A 16,730-nucleotide genomic window follows, 5' to 3' on the forward strand; every position below is an offset into this window, starting at 1 on the left:
CTTGCGAAGTGGGTCCGGCAGGCAGATATGGAGAGGGATGAGAGAGATCATCTTCGATACCGAAACCACAGGTTTCGACCCCAAGAGCGGGGACCGGATGGTGGAGATCGGCTGCATCGAGATGGTCAACCGGGTGCCTACCGGTCAAAGCTATCACGCCTATTTCAATCCAGAACGCGGCATGCCTGCAGAGGCCGAAGCCGTTCATGGCCTGTCGGACGCTTTCCTGTCCGACAAGCCGCTTTTCGCTCAGTGCGCAGAGGAATTCCTCGCTTTCATCGAGGACAGCCCGATGATCGCGCACAATGCCGCGTTCGACTTCAACTTCATCAACGCCGAACTGGCGCTCTGCGGGCATCCCGAGGTGAGCCGCGCGCGCATGGTGGATACCGTGGCCCTGGCCAAAGTCCGCCATCCGGGCGCTAAGCTGTCGCTCGATGCGCTTTGCACGCGCTACGGAATTGATCGAAGTCATCGTACCAAGCACGGCGCCTTGCTAGACGCCGAGCTGCTCGCGCAGGTCTATGTCGAGCTTCGTGGCGGTCGCCAGATCGGTCTCGAACTCGTCGCGGAAACCGCCGATATCGTGTCGGAAGCAAGGATTCTTGTTCGCAAGGACCGACCCTTCCGTCAACCGCGGCCCCACGCGGCGACCGAGGAGGAACTCAGCATCCACGCCGAATTCCTGAAGTCGGTCGATGCCCCGCTCTGGGGCGCCTGAATTCACAGCAGAGGAGTAATCGCCCATGGACATCCGCGTTTCCGGCCATCAGGTCGACACCGGTGAAGCCCTGCAGATCCACACCGAGGAGCGATTGACCGCCATCATCGACAAGTATTTCAATCGCGCCTTGTCATCGCAGGTCACTTTCGGTCGAGCACCTGCCGGATCGTTCCGCTGCGATATCATCATGCATGTGATGCAGAATCTCGTACTCAAGGGCACCGGCCTTGCGCAGGATGCCCACCTCTCCTTCGATCAGGCGGCGGAGAAGATCGACAAGCAGCTTCGTCGCTACAAGCGTCGTCTCAAGGATCGGCACGAGCAGATCGCGCACGCCGTGGCGATCGAGGAAGCGGCCTACACCATCTTCGAAGAGCCTACCGTTGAAGTCGAAGATGATTTCGACGCGGACGCACCCGTGGTGATCGCCGAAACCCGCGTGGACGTTCCCGAAGCTACCGTTTCGGATGCGGTGATGATGCTGGACTTGCGCAATACGACCGCGCTTCTGTTCAAAAACGCTGGCACCGGACGCCATAATATGGTTTACCGCCGCGGCGACGGTTCGATTGGCTGGGTCGAACCGCACTGACGCCGACCGCCACACCGATCCGGCGTCTATACTTCTTATTGAAGAAGAAGGAAGTAACCCCCGGTTTTCCGGGGGTTATGGACGTTTAAGTATTGGCAACCGATTTTGGGCCAGAATCAGAAACGCAGATGAGCAGTCTTTTTACCCTGTTGCCTGACGCAGTCGTCACTTCCAGCGCAGACAGCAAGCAAGTCATTCTCGGCGCGCTCGCCGATCTTTTCGCCGAGGTCTATCACCTCGATCGCGAAACCGTTCTTGCGCGAATCATCGAGCGTGAGGAACTGGGCAGCACCGGCTTCGGTCGTCGTGTCGCCATTCCTCATGCCCGTATTTCGGGCCTCGGCCGTCCCGTTGCCGTGGTGATGCGGCTCGGCGCGCCGGTGGAATTCGATTCCGCCAATGGTGTGCCGGTCGATCTCGTCTTCGGCCTGCTCTCGCCCGAGAATGCCGGTGCCACGCACCTTCATGCCCTCGCCGCGATCTCGCGCATGATGCGTGACGAACGCATGCACGAGGCGCTTATCGACGCACCGGGACCGGAAGCGCTCTACAGCCTGCTCAGCAACGTCATCGACCGCGATGCCGCCTGAGGAATTGGATGCCGGCGCCTCGGACGTGTCCGGCGCCGGTCTTCACTGGCGGGCGCTGGAAGGTCTCTACGCTTCGGCGCCGATCAACAGCATGTTCCGGTCACGTCTGGACGTTCCCGGAGAGGGCCTTGCCCGCATCACGTTTCACGTGGAACCGGACTGCTTCCATGCAGCCGGGGCAGCGCATGGAACGATCTACTTCAAGATGCTGGACGATGCGGCCTTCTACGCCGCCAACACCCTGGTCACGGATCGCTTCCTGCTGACAACGTCCTTCAATCTGCTGCTCAGCAAGCCCATCAAGGGCGGTACCATCGTGGCGGAGGGACGCTGGGTCAGCGGCCGTCGCCGGGTACTGGTGGCGGAATCGCGATTGATCGATGAAGAAGGCGACGAGGTTGGCCGGGGAACCGGTACCTTCATGCGCTCGCGGATCGCGCTTTCGGGGTTGCCCGGCTATTCGGGAACGGCCTGAGCGATGGACGCCCGCCTTCCCGCCCATCTCGAAGTATCGGGCCTCATCCGCAGCGTGGAGGCTGCGGGCGGCTTTGGCATGGTCCTGAGCAAGGGTGAGCGCGACGCCGGGACGATCATGCTCGTCCTGCTCGAGAATGGACGGGACGCGCGGGCTTATGAACGCTTGCCGCAACTGGACGGAACCCGCGCCTGGCACTGCACGCGCCGGGAGGATCCCGCCGAAAGACTCGCATTTTCGGAGTATGTCGCGCGCCGCGGAGAACAGGACCCCGATCTTTGGGTCGTTGAACTGGACGTCGCGAAGCCCGAACGCTTCATCGGGCATGGTGAATAAACTGTGTTGACTTGCAGGCCATGCAAGCTAATTGCCCTTTCGCACACGCGGAAGCGGCTCGGGCAGCATTTCGGCCAGCCCGGCTAGCACGCAGACGGGGAATCGTCGGCAGGTTCGTCTGGAAGTGAACGCCTCTTGAGGCATTCGGTTCCCGCCTGCGTCGGACTGGTTCACCGCCTTTGACTAGATTTGATGCGAAGCAAAGTTCAGTGGGCTAGCGCGGTTGCGCTGGCCGCTACGGTTTTGACAACCCTATTCGGCGCGCAGGGTTCGGGCGCCGCGGCCTTGGCACCGGTTCTGGTCCAGGCTCAATCGAACCTCGACCCGATCTTCGTATCGCAGCCGGTCGTCCAGCCCCTCCCCTCCGCGGAAGGCGCCGATGCCGAAACGGCAAGCGTTGCCGACGAAGACGACACCCAGGATTCGCCCGTCGACGCCGAAACGCTTGCGCAGCTCGTTGCGCAGCAGTCGGTGCCCGGTACGCTGAGCCGCGAGATGCGCTGCCTTGCAAGCGCGATCTATTTCGAAGCGCGCGGTGAAACGCTCGAAGGCCAGCTTGCGGTTGGCCGCGTGATCATCGATCGCTCTGAGTCCGGCCGTTTTCCCGCCAGCTACTGCGGCGTGGTCTATCAGCCTTCGCAGTTCTCCTTCGTGCAGGGCAAGAAGATGCCCAAGGTTCGCGAGAAGTCCTCGGGCTGGCGTGAAGCGGTGGCAGTGGCCAAGATCGCTGTCGAGAAGAGCTGGAAGAGCCCGGTCAGCGGCGCGCTGTTCTTCCACGCGGCCCGTGTCGAGCCGAACTGGCGCCTCACCAAGCTGGCGCGCGTGGACAATCACATCTTCTATCGTTGATCGACCGGCACGAGGCTCCAGGGCCTCGCAGGCCCTATCGCTGAAATGACGAGGGGAGCGAAACCGGTGCAACAGGCACCGCTTTCGCTCCCCTCCTCGTATCTGGCGGGCTGGCGGGAAGCCTAGTCCCTGAGCTGTACCCATACCGGCGTGTGGTCGCTGGCCTTCTCCCGGCCGCGATAGGCCTTGTCGACACCGCAGGAGACGAGGCGGTCCGCCAGTTCGGGCGAAAGCAGCGCATGGTCGATGCGGAAGCCATGGTCTCGCTGCCAGGCGCCGGCCTGATAGTCCCAGAAGGTCCAGACCCCGCCGCGCGGGTTATGGGTGGCAATGGCATCGGTCCAGCCATCGCCGAGCAGGCGGAAATAGGCATCGCGCGATTCCGGCTGCATCAGGGCATCGGCTGCCATGGCCGGCGGAGACCAGACATCCTGGTCCGTGGGAATTACGTTAAAGTCGCCGGTTACGATTGCCGGGACTTCCTCGGCGCGGATCGCGTCCATGCGGCGGCGCAGGCGCTCCATCCAGCGCAGCTTGTAGTCGAACTTGGGACCGGGCACCGGATTGCCGTTGGGAAGGTAGATGCACACCACCCTGAGGCCGAACACGTCCGCTTCCAGGTAGCGCGAATGCTCGTCCTCGGGCTCTCCCGCCAGGCCGCGCTGCACTTCGACCGGCATTTCGCCATCGGCAAGAATGGCGACGCCGTTGAAACCCTTCTGGCCGTGCCAGATGCCCTTGTAGCCGATCTTCTCGAACTCGGCGATCGGGAAGCCTTCGTCCTGGCTCTTGATCTCCTGAAGGCAGGCGACCGCTGGCCGGGTTTCCTCCAGCCATTCGAGCAGACGAGGCAGGCGCGCCTTGACGCCGTTGATGTTGAACGTGGCGATCTTCTTCATACGGAGAAGCTTGATCCGCATCCGCAGCCTGCGGCGGCATTGGGGTTTTCGACCCGGAATGCCGCGCCGCCAAGCGATTCGACGTAGTCCACCACGCAGCCGCTGACGAGATCCAGACTAACCGAATCCACCAGCAGGCGCACGCCATCGGTCTCGGCCACGGTGTCGTCGGCTTCGGGGGCTTCGGCGAGGCCGAACTTGTATTGGAACCCCGAGCAGCCGCCGCCTTCTACCGAGAGGCGAAGAATCGCCGGCTTGCCTTGCTTTTCGGCAATCGTGGCGACGCGCGAGGCCGCCGAAGCGCTGAGTGTGACGGTTTGCTGATCCATGGCCCGGATGTAGGCCTCCCCGCCCTGCCCGGCAAGGTTCGCGGTACGCCGCGTGAAGGAATCCGGCCTGGCCCGTCAGGGGCTATGCCATCTGGATATAGTCGCGCATGGCCGCGGCTTCGGATTCCACCTTGTCTATCCTGTACTTCACGATGTCGCCGATCGAAACGAAGCCGACCATGCGATCGCCTTCCATCACCGGCAGATGGCGGATGCGGCGCCGGGTCATGAGGGCGAGAGCGGCGAGAGCCGAGCCGGAAGGTTCCACGGTCAAGGGCGGCGTGGTCATGACATCGCCGACCGTCATTTTCAGCATGCGCGGTCCGAATTCCCGCAGGCGGTAGATCACGTCGCGTTCGGAAAAGATGCCGACGAGCTTCTCGCCGTCGAGATCGGTAGCGCACCTATCCGGCGATCGGCGAGTATTCCCGCCGCCTCGCTGACGGTGCATGTCACTTGGCAGGTTAGAACGGTTTCACGGCCTTCGATGATATGCCCGATCGTCATCGTCGCAATCTCCCTTCGTGAATCTGGCCCCTGTTAAGGCGTGAAGCCTCGTTCGGACGAGGTCTTCGCAGGCAGAGTAACACAGGCCTTGGCGCTCTGCCACTTCGGCCATGCCCGGGCGGATTCCCGAAAGGGTGCAGACAGGCTCTTGCCCGGTGCGGCCGGAAGCCTCACATGGAGCCGATGATACCCCGCTCGCCTCTCGATGACCCGGAAAAGGCCGCTCATGCCTGGGCGCGCTATCTTCGCATCATGCGCTACATGATGACGGTCACGCTGGCCCTCGTGATCGCCTCGGTCGTCCTGCTCTATCGTTCGAACGGGATGGTTTCGGTCCACTTCTACATCGCCGCCGCGCTCGGCATCGGATTCACGATGCTGCTGGCCTCCGCCTTGATGGGACTGGTTTTCCTGTCGAGCGGGACCGGCCACGACGAGTCTGTCGTCGATCCGCTGGAAGACGAACACACGCCCTGACGGAAAGGGTCAGTCCTGCGGGGGGTGCAGGCGATAGTCTTCCACCGGCCGGCCGCCGATCAGATGCTCCTGGATGATCCGCTCCAGCACCTCTTCCGTGCAGGAGTGATACCAGACTCCGTCGGGCCAGACGACCGACACCGGCCCGGCGAAGCAGATGCGCAGGCAGTCCGCCTTGGTTCGCGCCACCCCTCCCCGCCCGTCGAGACCGAGTTGCTTGAGCCGCTTCTTGAGGTATTTCCAGGCCGCCGCGCCTTTTTCCGGCGAACAGCATTCGCCTTTCTGGGGTTCGGCGCAGATGAAGATGTGGCGCTGGATATCGTTACCGCCCGCCTTGGCGAGGGCTTCGGATGCCTTGGCGATGTCCCCGGCGGAAGTACTCACGCCCGGAACATCCACGTCCGGCATTTTCCAGATATCCGTCCGTAAGCGGAGCCGGACCTTCCAGGCCGACCATCACGATCACCGTGCGGGCGAAGACGACGGGGCTATCCCCCTGCATCACCACTTGCACGACCTGCTGGCTGGTGCGGCCAAGCCTTTCGATCGCACCGTGGACGGTCACGGCATCGGGATAGTGAGTCTCGCCCAGATAATCGATCGAGATGCTGGCCACCATCGTAGAGAGGCCCGCGAGGTGCTTGTGACCGCCCGCCTCCCGGAAGAACCGCACGCGCGCATCCTCCAGCATGCCGGCCATGGCCACATTGTTGATGTGCATGTTGAGATCGAGGTCGCCGAAGCGCGGTTCGATCCGACAGGAGAATGGGTAACGCGCGGGATCGAGCAGCGCGGGATCGGGTTTTGCCATGGAGCGGAAGGTAGGAAGCCGCGGGCCGATGGTCCAGCCCGAACGCTCAGCCCTTCTTGCCGACGATCCGCGCGATTTCGGCGGCGACGAGGCGTTCGACCATCGGCGGCAGGTTCTTGTCCAGCCATTCGGCCAATGCCGGGCGCAGCAGTTCGCGCGTGAGCGATTCCAGCGAAGTCTCTCCCGAACGGACGATTTGCGGGGGTACGCCCGGTTCGGACAGCATGGCAAGCGCGGCCAGCGATTCCCGCATGGAGTTGCGGGCCTGGTCCGGCAGCAGGCCGGGTTCATCCTCGATGCCGGGGGCATCTGCCGCGAGCTGCGCGGTTTCGCCCAGTTCCAGCACATCGTCATCCTCGTCATCGATCATGACGGCAGTGACGCCTTCGTTCGAACGGCGCTGCCGTTCGACTTTGGCGGCCGTGCGATTGTCGCGCGCGATCACCTGCTTGATCGACTGGAGAATCTCCTCGACCGAAGGTTCACCGCTCTGACGCATGACTCTAGCCCCTGTTGATCGCGCGCCCATCGGACGCGGCGAAACCCCGCCTCGATTCGAGGCGGGACATCACTATTCCTGAATGTTCCCATCCTGCACCGGCGTGTCAACGGTGCGGGTGGCCTTTGCGACGGGTGCCGGATCGTTGCTCCAATCGAGGAACTTGCCCTTCACCCGGTCATAGTTGAGCTGCGGATCGTAGAGAATCCCGCCATCGAGATTGAGATCGCGGGCCTCGGCCTTACCCATGGCGGCCAGCAGCGTGAAGCCGGCGACATAGGCATTGCGCCGCGCGGTCACGAGCGTGACCTGTGCGTTCAGGAGCTCCTGCTCGGCATTGAGAATGTCGAGAATCGTACGGTTGCCCACCGAGTTCTCGGCCCGAACGCCCTCGAGGCTGAGCGCGGCCGCATCCACTGCCACTTGCGAGGATCGGATCAGGTCGTTCGACGCGTTCCACGAGGTATAGGCCGAACGGACCTGCGCGATGACGTCACGCTCGGTGGCGATCTCCTGTTCCAGCGTCGCCGAGGCGGTTGCCTGGGCCTGGCGGCGCTGGGCGGCGGGAAGGCCGCCCTGGAAGATCGGGATCGACAGCTGCGCCCCGGCCTGCGCGGATGAATCGCTCTGCGAAATGTTCGCGTTCACAGCGCCGCGCGCCAGCGTGTTGAAGTAATTGTTGTAGGTGCCCTGGCCAAACAGTCGCAAGGTGGGCAGGCGGCTGGCCCCGGCGACGTCAATATCCTTGTCCGCCGCCTTGGTGCGCTCGCGCGCGCCGATCAGGTCGGGGTTGGAATCGAGTGCGATCGCGGCGGCATCGTCGGCCGTGGTGGGCAGGTTGGGCAGCGGCGGCGGGGCTTCCAGCGTTTCGGGTGCCCTGCCGACGAAGCGGATATAAGTCTCCCGCGCGCGGCCAGGTTCGCCTCGGCGGTGAGCAAGTCGCTCTGGGCGACGGCCAGGCGTGATTGCGACTGGGCAACGTCGGTGCGGGTGAGATCGCCGATCTGGAAGCGATCGCTGGTGGCTTGGAGGTTGGTTTCCAGCACGCTGACGTTCTTGCGGTTGAGACCGACGATCGCCTCGGTGCGGATCACGTCCATGTAGGCGGCGACCACTTGCGAGAAGATCGAGGCTTCCGTAGCGCGCAAGTCCGCCTGTCCGGCCTCGACGCGGATCTTCGCGGCCTTGATGCGGTTCTTCACCGCGCCGCCCGAATAGATCGGCACGCCAAGCTGCCCATCCGCGGTGAATATCTTCGACGGCGCAGTCAGCGAATTTTCGCTCTGCTTCACGTTCCTGACGAACGTTTCCGTCGTGCTGACGCTGGGCAGGCCTGCTGCCCGTGCGATCGGCACGCCCTCGTCGGTCGCGCGCTGCTGGGCGCGCGCCGATTCAAGCGTGGGGTTTGTCTGGTATGCGGCAATGAGCGCGTCGCGCAGGGTGTCGGCCAGCGCAGGCGCGCCCGGCATCGCCAGTATCAGACATCCCCCCACGAGCAGCCCGGCGCGCCTTGCGAACCGGGCCACGTTCAGAAGCTCCAGGGTTTGGGAGCGGCAAACTCCGGCAGGGCCGGGATACCCATTTCGATCAGCGGCAGGAGCGAGACGGCTCCCGCGGTCTTGAGACCGGTGGCGAGGCGAGCGACGCCGCGCACGATGATCCCGGTGACCACGCGGCCGCCTTCGGCAACCTGGGCCACAACGGCAGCAGGCAGTTCCTCGACGGCACCGTCGATCACCACGAGCGAATAGCCGCCCTCACCCGCCAGACCGGCGACCTCGGCGGGATCGACGACTTCGAGCGAGCCGACCAGCGGGCGCAGCAAAGCGGCGAGATAGCCGTTCACTTCGCCCACCAGCAGGACTTTGTCCTCCTTGGTCGGAGCGGCTTCGGCCAGCATCTTGCCGTGCACGAGCGGAGCGGCCAGGAAGCGGCCGTTCCCGAGCGGGATCGCACGGTCGATATAGGCGGCATCGCGCATGGTGGCGGGAACGAAGTCCTCGCGGGCGATACCGGCCATTGCGTTCAGCACCCAATGTTCGTTGACGCCGCTGGTACGCAGCTGGCTGACGATCATCGCGTGACGTGCTTCGGTGGCGGACCGATCCTCGGTCAAGGTCATTGCGGCCTATTCCTCATGCTGTCGCGGGAAAGGACGGCAGACGCCTGTACCCCCGCAAATACGGACTTTATGCCCGGCCTTCTAGGCGAAGCGGCGATTGAGGCCAAGCGGTTTGAAATACCTTGGTCGATCAATCGTGACGCTTTGACGATACCGTTCCCCGAGACGCAACCACTGGCGCGTGGAACACAAGAATCGACGCGTGAAATGCGCTTTTGCGCAAAATCCAATCCGGGTCTAAGGAGCCGGCAAAATCACGCGATCCGAAAAACGGGAGCATTTTTCCATGACGCAGATGGTGACGATCCGCGAAGACGACCTGATCGACAGTGTCGCCGACGCCCTCCAGTATATCAGCTACTTCCACCCGATGGACTATATCCGCGCGCTGGGCGATGCCTACGAGGCGGAGCAGGGCCCGGCGGCCAAGGACGCCATCGCGCAGATCCTGACCAACAGCCGCATGTGCGCGGAAGGGCATCGCCCGATCTGCCAGGACACCGGAATCGTCAACGTCTTCATCGAATGGGGCCAGAACTGCCGCCTCGAATCCGAGAAGTCGCTGCAGGAAGTGGTCGATGAAGGCGTGCGCCGCGCCTACAACAATGCCGAGAACAAGCTGCGCGCCTCGGTGCTGGCGGACCCCGCCTTCACCCGCCGCAACACCAAGGACAATACGCCTTCGGTGCTCTCGGTCAGCATGGTGCCGGGCTCCAAGGTTTCGGTGGACGTCGCGGCCAAGGGCGGCGGCAGCGAGAACAAGTCGAAGTTCAAGATGATGAATCCCAGCGATTCCATCGTCGACTGGGTGATCGAGATGCTGCCCCAGATGGGCGCGGGCTGGTGCCCGCCGGGTATGCTGGGCATCGGCATCGGCGGCACCGCCGAACACTGCGTCAAGCTTGCCAAGCAGAGCCTGATGGAGCCGATCGACATGGCCCAACTCAAGCAGCGCGGCCCCCAGAACGATATCGAGGCGCTGCGCATCGAGATCTTCGACAAGGTGAACGCCCTTGGCATCGGCGCGCAGGGCCTTGGCGGCCTGGCCACCATCCTTGACGTCAAGATCATGGACTGGCCGTGCCATGCCGCCGGCAAGCCGGTCGCCATGATCCCTAACTGCGCCGCCACCCGTCACGCGCACTTCACGCTGGACGGTTCGGGCCCGACTTTCCTCGAAACGCCCAACCTCGATGAATGGCCGCAGGTGGAATGGGCCCCCGATGCCGGCGCCAAGCGCGTCGACCTCGACACCCTCACCCCCGAGATCGTCCAGAGCTGGAAGCAGGGCGACCGCCTGCTGCTCAACGGCAAGATGCTCACCGGCCGCGATGCCGCGCACAAGCGCATCGCCGACATGCTCGCCAAGGGCGAGGAGCTTCCGGTCGATTTCAAGGGCCGCGTGATCTACTACGTCGGCCCGGTCGATCCGGTGCGCGAGGAAGTCGTCGGCCCCGCCGGCCCGACCACCGCCACCCGCATGGACAAGTTCTCGGACACCATGCTCGACCTTGGTCTGCTGGCCAGCATCGGCAAGTCGGAACGCGGCCCTGCCGCTACCGAGTCCATCGCCAAGCACAAGTCGGCCTATCTGATGGCCGTTGGCGGCGCCGCCTACCTCGTCGCCCGCGCGATCAAGGAAGCCAAGGTCGTCGGCTTTGCGGACCTTGGCATGGAGGCGATCTACGAATTCACCGTCAAGGACATGCCGGTGACCGTGGCGGTCGATTCCGAAGGCAAGAACGTCCACCAGCTCGCCCCGCTGGTGTGGAAGGAAAAGATCGCCAGGGAGCATCTGCTTCCGGCGTAAGTTCAGGTCATTCCGGCGGAGCGCTTCGCCGGATCGATCGTTCCGGTCGGGCCGGTTCGACGAACGTCGGTTCCGCTTCGATCAGGGAACTGGCGCGGACGGGATATTTCGCGCTATCCCTCCGGGATGACGACTGTCGCCAATCAGCCGCGCGTGCCAGCGCGGCTCGTCCTGCTATCGCTTGCCGCCCTCTGGGCCTGTTTCTTCCTCGTCGCCACCCTGCGGGGGGCGGTGGTCGGATACGAACTGGTCTGGCCGATCATCTCCCGGCGCCTGACGATCTGTATCCTCTCCATGCTGCTCATGGCGGCGGTCTGGCCGCTGTTGCAATTGCTGGACCGCAAGTCGGCGGGGATGCGACTGGTCGTGGTGCTGGTGGGGGCTTTGCCGCTGTCGCTGGCGCTGACGCTCATCAACGATGCGATCTTCTCCGACATCGTGACGACCCAGGCTTACGGCAACGAGGAAGAAGCCGCGGCCGTGGCTGCGGGCAAGGTGCGGATCAGCCGCGACGAAGCCGGTAACATCCTTGTCGACCTGCCCAAGTCGGTCATGCCGGACGGCAGCGCGAGCGAGGCCGCGCCTTCGGACGATCCAAGCGGAAACGCCTCGGCGACCACGGACACGCAGACGTCCGATTCCGCGATCACCATTCACACCAACAAGGTGTTCGGGGAAAGCTATGCGCACTGGGCGGCTTTCGCGGATATCACGTTCGGTCGCTATTTCCTCGTCCTCGCCTGGGCAGCGCTCTATTTTGCGCTCGTGAAGGCGGAGGAGGCCCGCGCCGCCGAATGGCGCGAGGGCGAATATCGCCGCGCCGCCGCCGCCGCGGAGCTGCGGTCGCTGCGCTACCAGGTGAACCCGCACTTCCTGTTCAACACGCTCAACTCGCTCTCCGCGCTGGTCATGATCGGCCGGCAGGACGATGCCGAGAAGATGATCCAGAACCTTTCGACGTTCTACCGCCGAACCTTGTCCGACGATCCGACCAACGACCTCGCGCTGATCGACGAAATCGAGATGCAGAAGCTCTATTTTGAAATAGAAGCCGTGCGCTTCCCGAATCGCCTGGTCACGACGATTGATGTTGACGATGCCGTTCTCGGTGCGATGGTGCCGGGCATGATCCTCCAGCCGATTGTAGAGAACTCGGTGAAGTACGCCGTTGCTGCTACCCAGCGGCCGGTGACGATCGCCATTCATGCAAGGCGGGATGGCGACATGCTGGAAATCGCCGTCAGTGATGACGGTCCGGGCTGCCCGGACAACAGCGGCGGTTTCGGGATCGGCCTCGGCAATGTGCGGGACCGCCTGCGCGCCCGTTATGGCGAGGCTGCCACCATCGAATCCGGCAAGCGCCCAGAGGGCGGCTTCGCCACGACGCTACGCTTGCCCCTGGAGCGCGGTTTTGCCTGAAAACAGTCCTGAAGTTTCAAGCGCCGCGCCGCTGCGCGCGCTGATCGTCGACGATGAACCGCTCGCAGTTGAGCGCATGCAGGTCATCTGCTCCCGGATAGAGGGGGTGTCGGTGATCGGCACGGCGAGCGACGGTCAGGCGGCGCTACGCCTGATCGAGGCACTGACGCCCGATCTCGTCCTGCTGGACCTGACCATGCCAGAGACTGACGGCCTTACCGTCGCGCGTCGGCTTTCCGGCAAGCAAGATGCGCCGGCGGTGATCTTCGTCACCGCGCATGACGAATTCGCGGTGGAGGCGTTCGATCTCGACGCGATCGACTATGTGCTGAAGCCGGTCGCGCCCGATCGGCTGGAGCGCGCCGTCGGGCGCGTCATGTCCAGGCGCGGAACGCAGCGGACCGAGCCGGCCAGCCAGTGGCTCGATGAATTCTGGGTGCCGCATCGCTCGGAACTCGTGCGTGTTCCGGCCGCCGACGTCGAGCGGATCGACGCCGAGCGCGACTACGTGCGCCTTCATGTGCGCGGACAGAGCTACCTGCTGCTCCAGACCATCACCAGCCTTGAGGAGCGGCTCGATCCGGAACACTTCATCCGCATCCATCGCAGCTGCATCCTGCGCCGCGATCATGTGACCGGGCTGCGCCACGAGGGTCTCGGCGTCTGGTCGGTCGAAACGGCGGGCGGCGATGCCCTGCGGATCGGCCGAACCTATTTGCCGACTGTCAAAAAGATGGCGGGCCGCTAGGGCCCGCCAGGTAGCATCCAGATTATTTTTTAGGGACTTCGTGACGCTCTTCGCGCGGTCTTACTGACTGATCGCGAAGTGCTGGGCGGAATTCGATCTGGTGACGGCGCTGGCGACCTGTTCACGCACATTGGCGCGGGCCTGGACGTAGCACTCGGTCGCTTCGGCGCTGCGGATGCGCGTCCCGGTGGCGGTGCGGTTGTAGTCGCAGACTTCGCGAGCGGCGATCTCGATGCGGTGGTCCAGCTTGCGCTGACCTTCCGGGCTGGAGAGATTCAGGTCGCTGTAGTAGACCTTGGTGGTCTTGGCAGCAGCGGGAGTTGCGGTGGCGGCAGCTGCACCCAGAGCCAGGCCAATTGCAGCGGCGGCGATCATGTTGGTCTTGAACATCGTCTCTTCCTCCAAAGGTGAGCCGTATGTTGCGGTTGATCGCTTCCGGCTCTGTGAGTTCCTTGTGCCGCCGAATCGGCACGGCATCACGCGAGGGTCGACTGCTGGCTGTTCAACTTCGACGAAGGGGTGGATCGGGGGATGAACGACGTCCGTGGCCGACGAACGACTTGCCGCTGATTGCCATTCGGCAAACGACAACTGCGAATCACGCAGCCGATTAGATGACTATTCTGGAGCACTGGTCGCAGCAGTGCTTTCGATGTACGATTTGTATGTACTTATGGGACTGGTCGTCGTCTTCCTTCTTGGAATTTTCAACTTCGCCGCTCACAAGGCGGTGCTCGAAAGCGGGCACCCGATGCTTTCTCAGATCCCGTGGTTTTTCCGGCCGCTCGGCGGGCGATTGAGCCTGCTGGTGGAATTCGCGATGCTGCTCGGCGCGATGGTCATGGTGGCGGCGGGATCGTCGGGCTGGGCGTGGATCTACCTGCTCTATAGCGGCCTCAACGGCATTTCTGCCTGGCTAGTCGCCAACCGCCGACTTTAGGCGGGAACCCGTTTCGGCGGCGCCGGTTTCTGGCGACATGGCAAACAGAGATATTTCCGAACCCCGCAAGACCTGGCTGGTGTGCAATGCGGCCAGCGGCAGCAATGACGACGCCTCGGTCGCCGAACTGAAAGAGGCATTGGAGCAGGCCGGTTTTCACGTGGAACGCACGATCCGGTTTCCCGACGAGGATGCCCCGGCTCCTGAAGCGCTAGATGAAGCGGGAGTCACCTTGCTGGTCACTTTCGGCGGAGACGGAACCACCCATTCGGTGGTGGCGCGGGCCGAGGGCTGGAGCGGACCGGTGCTCGTGCTGCCGGGGGGAACCATGAATCTCCTGGCGAAGCGCATGCATGGCGATGTTCCGGTGGCGGATATCGTTGGCCGCCTCGAAGGCGCGGATTTGCGTACCCGGCGGCCGACCGTGATCCGCAGCCGTCACGGCATCGGGCTGACGGGGGTACTGGCCGGGCCCGGCACCGTGTGGAACGAAGTGCGCGAAGCCATGCGCGCGGTGAATATCCTCGAATTCGTGGCGACGACGCGAGAGGCGATCTCGCAATCGGCCAATGGCCCGAGAGTGTTCTGTGCCCAGGCCGATTGCGGGCGCGAGGACGGCTACGCCGCGATCACCGTCAATCCGCGCGACGACGGTCTTGAAGCGAACGGCTTCTATGCCGAATCGCTGGCCGACTATGCCGGACAGGGAATCGCGCTCCTCAACCGCAATTTCCGCGACGGTCCGCACGATCCGCTCGGAAAGCACGAACGGCTGAAGCTGGTCTGCCCCGAGGGCGAGCCGATGGGGCTGCTGATCGACGGCGAACCCTTCGATGGCGGCACGGAGGAGGAGTTTTACCTCGCGACTTGCGAAGTCGATCTGGTAACGACGCTCGATGCTTCCTGACGATTCACCCCGCGATCCGATCCGCCTCTTCCACCTGAGCGACATTCACTTCGGCCTGGAGGACCAGCGGGCCATAGATTGGGCGAAAGCTTGCATCGCGCGCGAAAATCCGCATGCCGTCGCGATTACCGGCGACCTGACAATGCGCGCGCGCCATCCCGAATTCGAGGCGGCCACGAACTGGATCAAGGGACTGAACGTGCCGGTCACGGTGGAAGTCGGCAATCACGATCTGCCCTATTTCAATCTCTTCGAACGGTTCTTCACGCCTTACAAGCGGTTCCACGCGATTGAGCGGATGGTCGAGGCGCAGCTCGATCTGCCGAATCTGGCGATCGTTCCGCTCAAGACGACGACGCGGGCGCAATGGCAGCGATTTCCGTGGTCCAACGGCTGCGTCACCGAAAAGGCGCTGGCCGAAACGGTGGCCGCGATCGACGCTCTTCCCGCCGGAACCCGCGTATTGGTAGCGGCGCATCATCCGCTGCCGGAACGGCGCGCCGATGGGAAGCTGCTGACGATCAACGGAACGCATGCGATGGAAGTGCTTGCGGGGCGCAAGGTCATGGCGATCTTGTCCGGCCACATCCATGACGCCTTCGACCTGACCGCAGAGACTCCGGCAGGCCCACTGCGCATGATCGGGGCGGGAACGCTGTCGAAGCGCATCCGCTCGACCCCGCCCAGCTTCAACGAAATCACCATCGACGGGAACGAGATTCGCGTGGTTGCCCGCAACCTTGAGCAAGTGCCCACCCCGGCGATGCAGATCGACGAAGTGCCTGAGAACGCCCTGCCCCCGCGCACTCCGGGTGAGCCGGTGGCGCCGGTCGGGGCCGTTCCGCCCGTCGATCCGCCGGTCCACTGATTCAGGTCGAGACAGCCGGAAACGAGAAACGGCCGCACCGTCGAAACGGTGCGGCCATTTTTTCGTTCAGCCGTCGCGAAAGGGTTCGCGGCGGTCTGGTTCCTGTAGGGAATTCCTACTTGTAGTCGTGATCGACGTTGCCGATGCCGTTGATCCGGGTCTTGAGATTAACCGGCTTGCGAACGAGGCTGACGTTGCCGATGCCGTTAATCTCGACGTCGACATTGCCGGTTGCGCCGATCGTCACGTTTCCGGCGCCGTTCAAGCGGATGGTGGCGTCCCTGGCTTCGACCTTGCCGAAATCGAGGTTGCCGGCGCGTCCGTGGTGACGGCGAGCTTGCCGACCTTGCCCGAAGCTTCGAGGCTGAGTGCGCCATTGCCGTTCAGGATCAGGCTGTCCTGATCGAGGCCGGTAAGCGTGACGTCACCCGGCGCGTCGAAATCGAGGCCTTCGATCTCGGGTGCCGTGATCTCCACGCGGAGGCTCTTGCGGCCATGCCAGCTGCCCTTGACGCCCAGGCGGCCATTTTCCCAGGTCAGGCGGTCAACCAGCTTCTGCGGGCCGCTGACGACCATTCCGGCCTTGTCGCCGCGCGTGAAGACAAGTTGCACGGGAACGTCCATGGTCAGGCGTGCGCCGGGCTCGATCTGGAAGTTGCGGGTGGTGCGGGGGCTTTCGTCGTCCTCATCATCGCTGAAGGACCAGTTCACGTCGCCCTTGTTGATGTCTTCGCGGAGCTTTTCGCCGCCGACGAGCCATGCCGCGCTGAATGCGACGATCGTAAGGATCAGGCCGCTGGCGAATACGATGAGCAGTTTCCTGAACAT

General features: G+C 63.6%; 20 protein-coding genes and 3 pseudogenes. 13 read left to right on the forward strand and 10 right to left on the reverse strand.

All coding sequences use genetic code 11. From position 1 onward, the window contains the following. Nucleotides 1-37: 37 nt before the first annotated feature. The 6 genes from dnaQ to ADT71_RS28400 all read left to right on the forward strand — a co-directional run bounded on the left by dnaQ (nt 38) and on the right by ADT71_RS28400 (nt 3,566). Complete coding sequence (gene dnaQ / locus ADT71_RS28375; RefSeq protein ID WP_054442064.1) at nt 38-721, forward strand: DNA polymerase III subunit epsilon; 684 nt, start codon at nt 38-40, stop codon at nt 719-721. A gap of 25 nt (nt 722-746) precedes the next feature. After that, on the forward strand, nt 747-1,316 hold the full coding sequence (gene hpf, locus ADT71_RS28380; RefSeq protein WP_054442065.1) for a ribosome hibernation-promoting factor, HPF/YfiA family: 570 nt from the start codon (nt 747-749) through the stop codon (nt 1,314-1,316). Nucleotides 1,317-1,444: 128 nt separating this feature from the next. Continuing rightward, entirely contained in the window at nt 1,445-1,906 is a 462-nt protein-coding gene (locus tag ADT71_RS28385) for a PTS sugar transporter subunit IIA (protein WP_054442066.1), read from the forward strand. Beyond that, entirely contained in the window at nt 1,896-2,381 is a 486-nt protein-coding gene (locus ADT71_RS28390) for a PaaI family thioesterase (RefSeq protein ID WP_054442067.1), read from the forward strand. The genes ADT71_RS28385 and ADT71_RS28390 overlap by 11 nt, the downstream gene beginning before the upstream one ends. Nucleotides 2,382-2,384: 3 nt before the next feature. After that, a complete protein-coding gene (locus tag ADT71_RS28395; RefSeq protein ID WP_054442068.1) occupies nt 2,385-2,717 on the forward strand; it encodes a DUF1491 family protein in 333 nt (110 codons plus the stop codon). A 285-nt stretch (nt 2,718-3,002) separates the two neighbouring features. Beyond that, nucleotides 3,003-3,566, forward strand: coding sequence for a cell wall hydrolase (locus tag ADT71_RS28400; protein ID WP_369818362.1), 564 nt, complete (start codon nt 3,003-3,005; stop codon nt 3,564-3,566). A 122-nt stretch (nt 3,567-3,688) separates the two neighbouring features. Here ADT71_RS28400 and xth read toward each other — a convergent pair whose 3' ends face one another. The 3 genes and pseudogenes from xth to ADT71_RS28415 form a co-directional block, all read right to left on the reverse strand. Beyond that, nucleotides 3,689-4,465 (reverse strand): exodeoxyribonuclease III, encoded by a 777-nt coding sequence (gene xth, locus ADT71_RS28405; RefSeq protein WP_185998345.1) that lies wholly within the window; start codon nt 4,463-4,465, stop codon nt 3,689-3,691. After that, entirely contained in the window at nt 4,462-4,794 is a 333-nt protein-coding gene (gene erpA / locus ADT71_RS28410; protein WP_054442071.1) for an iron-sulfur cluster insertion protein ErpA, read from the reverse strand. The genes xth and erpA overlap by 4 nt, the downstream gene beginning before the upstream one ends. Nucleotides 4,795-4,876: 82 nt before the next feature. Beyond that, nucleotides 4,877-5,301, reverse strand: a pseudogene (locus tag ADT71_RS28415) (CBS domain-containing protein). 183 nt (nt 5,302-5,484) lie between these two features. Here ADT71_RS28415 and ADT71_RS28420 point away from each other — a divergent pair. Further along, on the forward strand, nt 5,485-5,778 hold the full coding sequence (locus ADT71_RS28420; protein WP_054442264.1) for a hypothetical protein: 294 nt from the start codon (nt 5,485-5,487) through the stop codon (nt 5,776-5,778). A 9-nt stretch (nt 5,779-5,787) separates the two neighbouring features. Here the strand turns inward: ADT71_RS28420 and ADT71_RS28425 are convergent, their stop codons facing one another. The 5 genes and pseudogenes from ADT71_RS28425 to ADT71_RS28445 form a co-directional block, all read right to left on the reverse strand. Further along, on the reverse strand, nt 5,788-6,162 hold the full coding sequence (locus ADT71_RS28425; RefSeq protein WP_132468626.1) for a ferredoxin: 375 nt from the start codon (nt 6,160-6,162) through the stop codon (nt 5,788-5,790). Continuing rightward, entirely contained in the window at nt 6,101-6,589 is a 489-nt protein-coding gene (locus ADT71_RS28430) for a thioesterase family protein (RefSeq protein WP_082370616.1), read from the reverse strand. Before ADT71_RS28430 ends, ADT71_RS28425 begins: the two co-directional genes overlap by 62 nt. 46 nt (nt 6,590-6,635) lie before the next feature. Beyond that, nucleotides 6,636-7,088: a DUF2497 domain-containing protein gene (locus tag ADT71_RS28435; protein WP_054442073.1), complete on the reverse strand. Its 453-nt coding sequence runs from the start codon at nt 7,086-7,088 to the stop codon at nt 6,636-6,638. 72 nt (nt 7,089-7,160) lie between these two features. Next, nucleotides 7,161-8,614 (reverse strand): annotated as a pseudogene (locus tag ADT71_RS28440) (TolC family outer membrane protein). A gap of 2 nt (nt 8,615-8,616) precedes the next feature. After that, nucleotides 8,617-9,210, reverse strand: a complete 594-nt coding sequence (locus ADT71_RS28445) for a protein-L-isoaspartate O-methyltransferase (RefSeq protein ID WP_054442074.1) — start codon at nt 9,208-9,210, stop codon at nt 8,617-8,619. Nucleotides 9,211-9,496: 286 nt separating this feature from the next. On the opposite strand from ADT71_RS28445, the gene ADT71_RS28450 reads away from it, so the two are divergent. The 3 genes from ADT71_RS28450 (at nt 9,497) to ADT71_RS28460 (ending at nt 13,187) form a co-directional block, all read left to right on the forward strand. Next, complete coding sequence (locus ADT71_RS28450) at nt 9,497-11,020, forward strand: fumarate hydratase (protein WP_054442075.1); 1,524 nt, start codon at nt 9,497-9,499, stop codon at nt 11,018-11,020. A 126-nt stretch (nt 11,021-11,146) separates the two neighbouring features. After that, entirely contained in the window at nt 11,147-12,439 is a 1,293-nt protein-coding gene (locus ADT71_RS28455; RefSeq protein ID WP_054442076.1) for a sensor histidine kinase, read from the forward strand. Further along, nucleotides 12,432-13,187 carry a LytTR family DNA-binding domain-containing protein gene (locus ADT71_RS28460; protein ID WP_054442077.1) on the forward strand — a complete coding sequence of 252 codons (756 nt, stop codon included), beginning with the start codon at nt 12,432-12,434 and terminating at the stop codon, nt 13,185-13,187. The genes ADT71_RS28455 and ADT71_RS28460 overlap by 8 nt, the downstream gene beginning before the upstream one ends. A gap of 60 nt (nt 13,188-13,247) precedes the next feature. Here ADT71_RS28460 and ADT71_RS28465 read toward each other — a convergent pair whose 3' ends face one another. Continuing rightward, nucleotides 13,248-13,577: a UrcA family protein gene (locus tag ADT71_RS28465; RefSeq protein ID WP_165913177.1), complete on the reverse strand. Its 330-nt coding sequence runs from the start codon at nt 13,575-13,577 to the stop codon at nt 13,248-13,250. Between the two features lie 154 nt (nt 13,578-13,731). On the opposite strand from ADT71_RS28465, the gene ADT71_RS28470 reads away from it, so the two are divergent. Genes ADT71_RS28470 through ADT71_RS28480 form a run of 3 tightly spaced genes read left to right on the forward strand, consistent with a single transcriptional unit; the run spans nt 13,732 to nt 15,902 of the window. Further along, nucleotides 13,732-14,127 (forward strand): hypothetical protein, encoded by a 396-nt coding sequence (locus ADT71_RS28470; RefSeq protein WP_347812920.1) that lies wholly within the window; start codon nt 13,732-13,734, stop codon nt 14,125-14,127. A 37-nt stretch (nt 14,128-14,164) separates the two neighbouring features. After that, on the forward strand, nt 14,165-15,034 hold the full coding sequence (locus ADT71_RS28475; RefSeq protein ID WP_054442080.1) for a diacylglycerol kinase family protein: 870 nt from the start codon (nt 14,165-14,167) through the stop codon (nt 15,032-15,034). Then, nucleotides 15,024-15,902: a metallophosphoesterase gene (locus tag ADT71_RS28480; protein WP_054442081.1), complete on the forward strand. Its 879-nt coding sequence runs from the start codon at nt 15,024-15,026 to the stop codon at nt 15,900-15,902. The genes ADT71_RS28475 and ADT71_RS28480 overlap by 11 nt, the downstream gene beginning before the upstream one ends. A gap of 115 nt (nt 15,903-16,017) precedes the next feature. Here the strand turns inward: ADT71_RS28480 and ADT71_RS36130 are convergent. Beyond that, nucleotides 16,018-16,730, reverse strand: a pseudogene (locus tag ADT71_RS36130) (GIN domain-containing protein).

Source organism: Novosphingobium sp. ST904, from assembly GCF_001298105.1.
Classification (GTDB): domain Bacteria; phylum Pseudomonadota; class Alphaproteobacteria; order Sphingomonadales; family Sphingomonadaceae; genus Novosphingobium.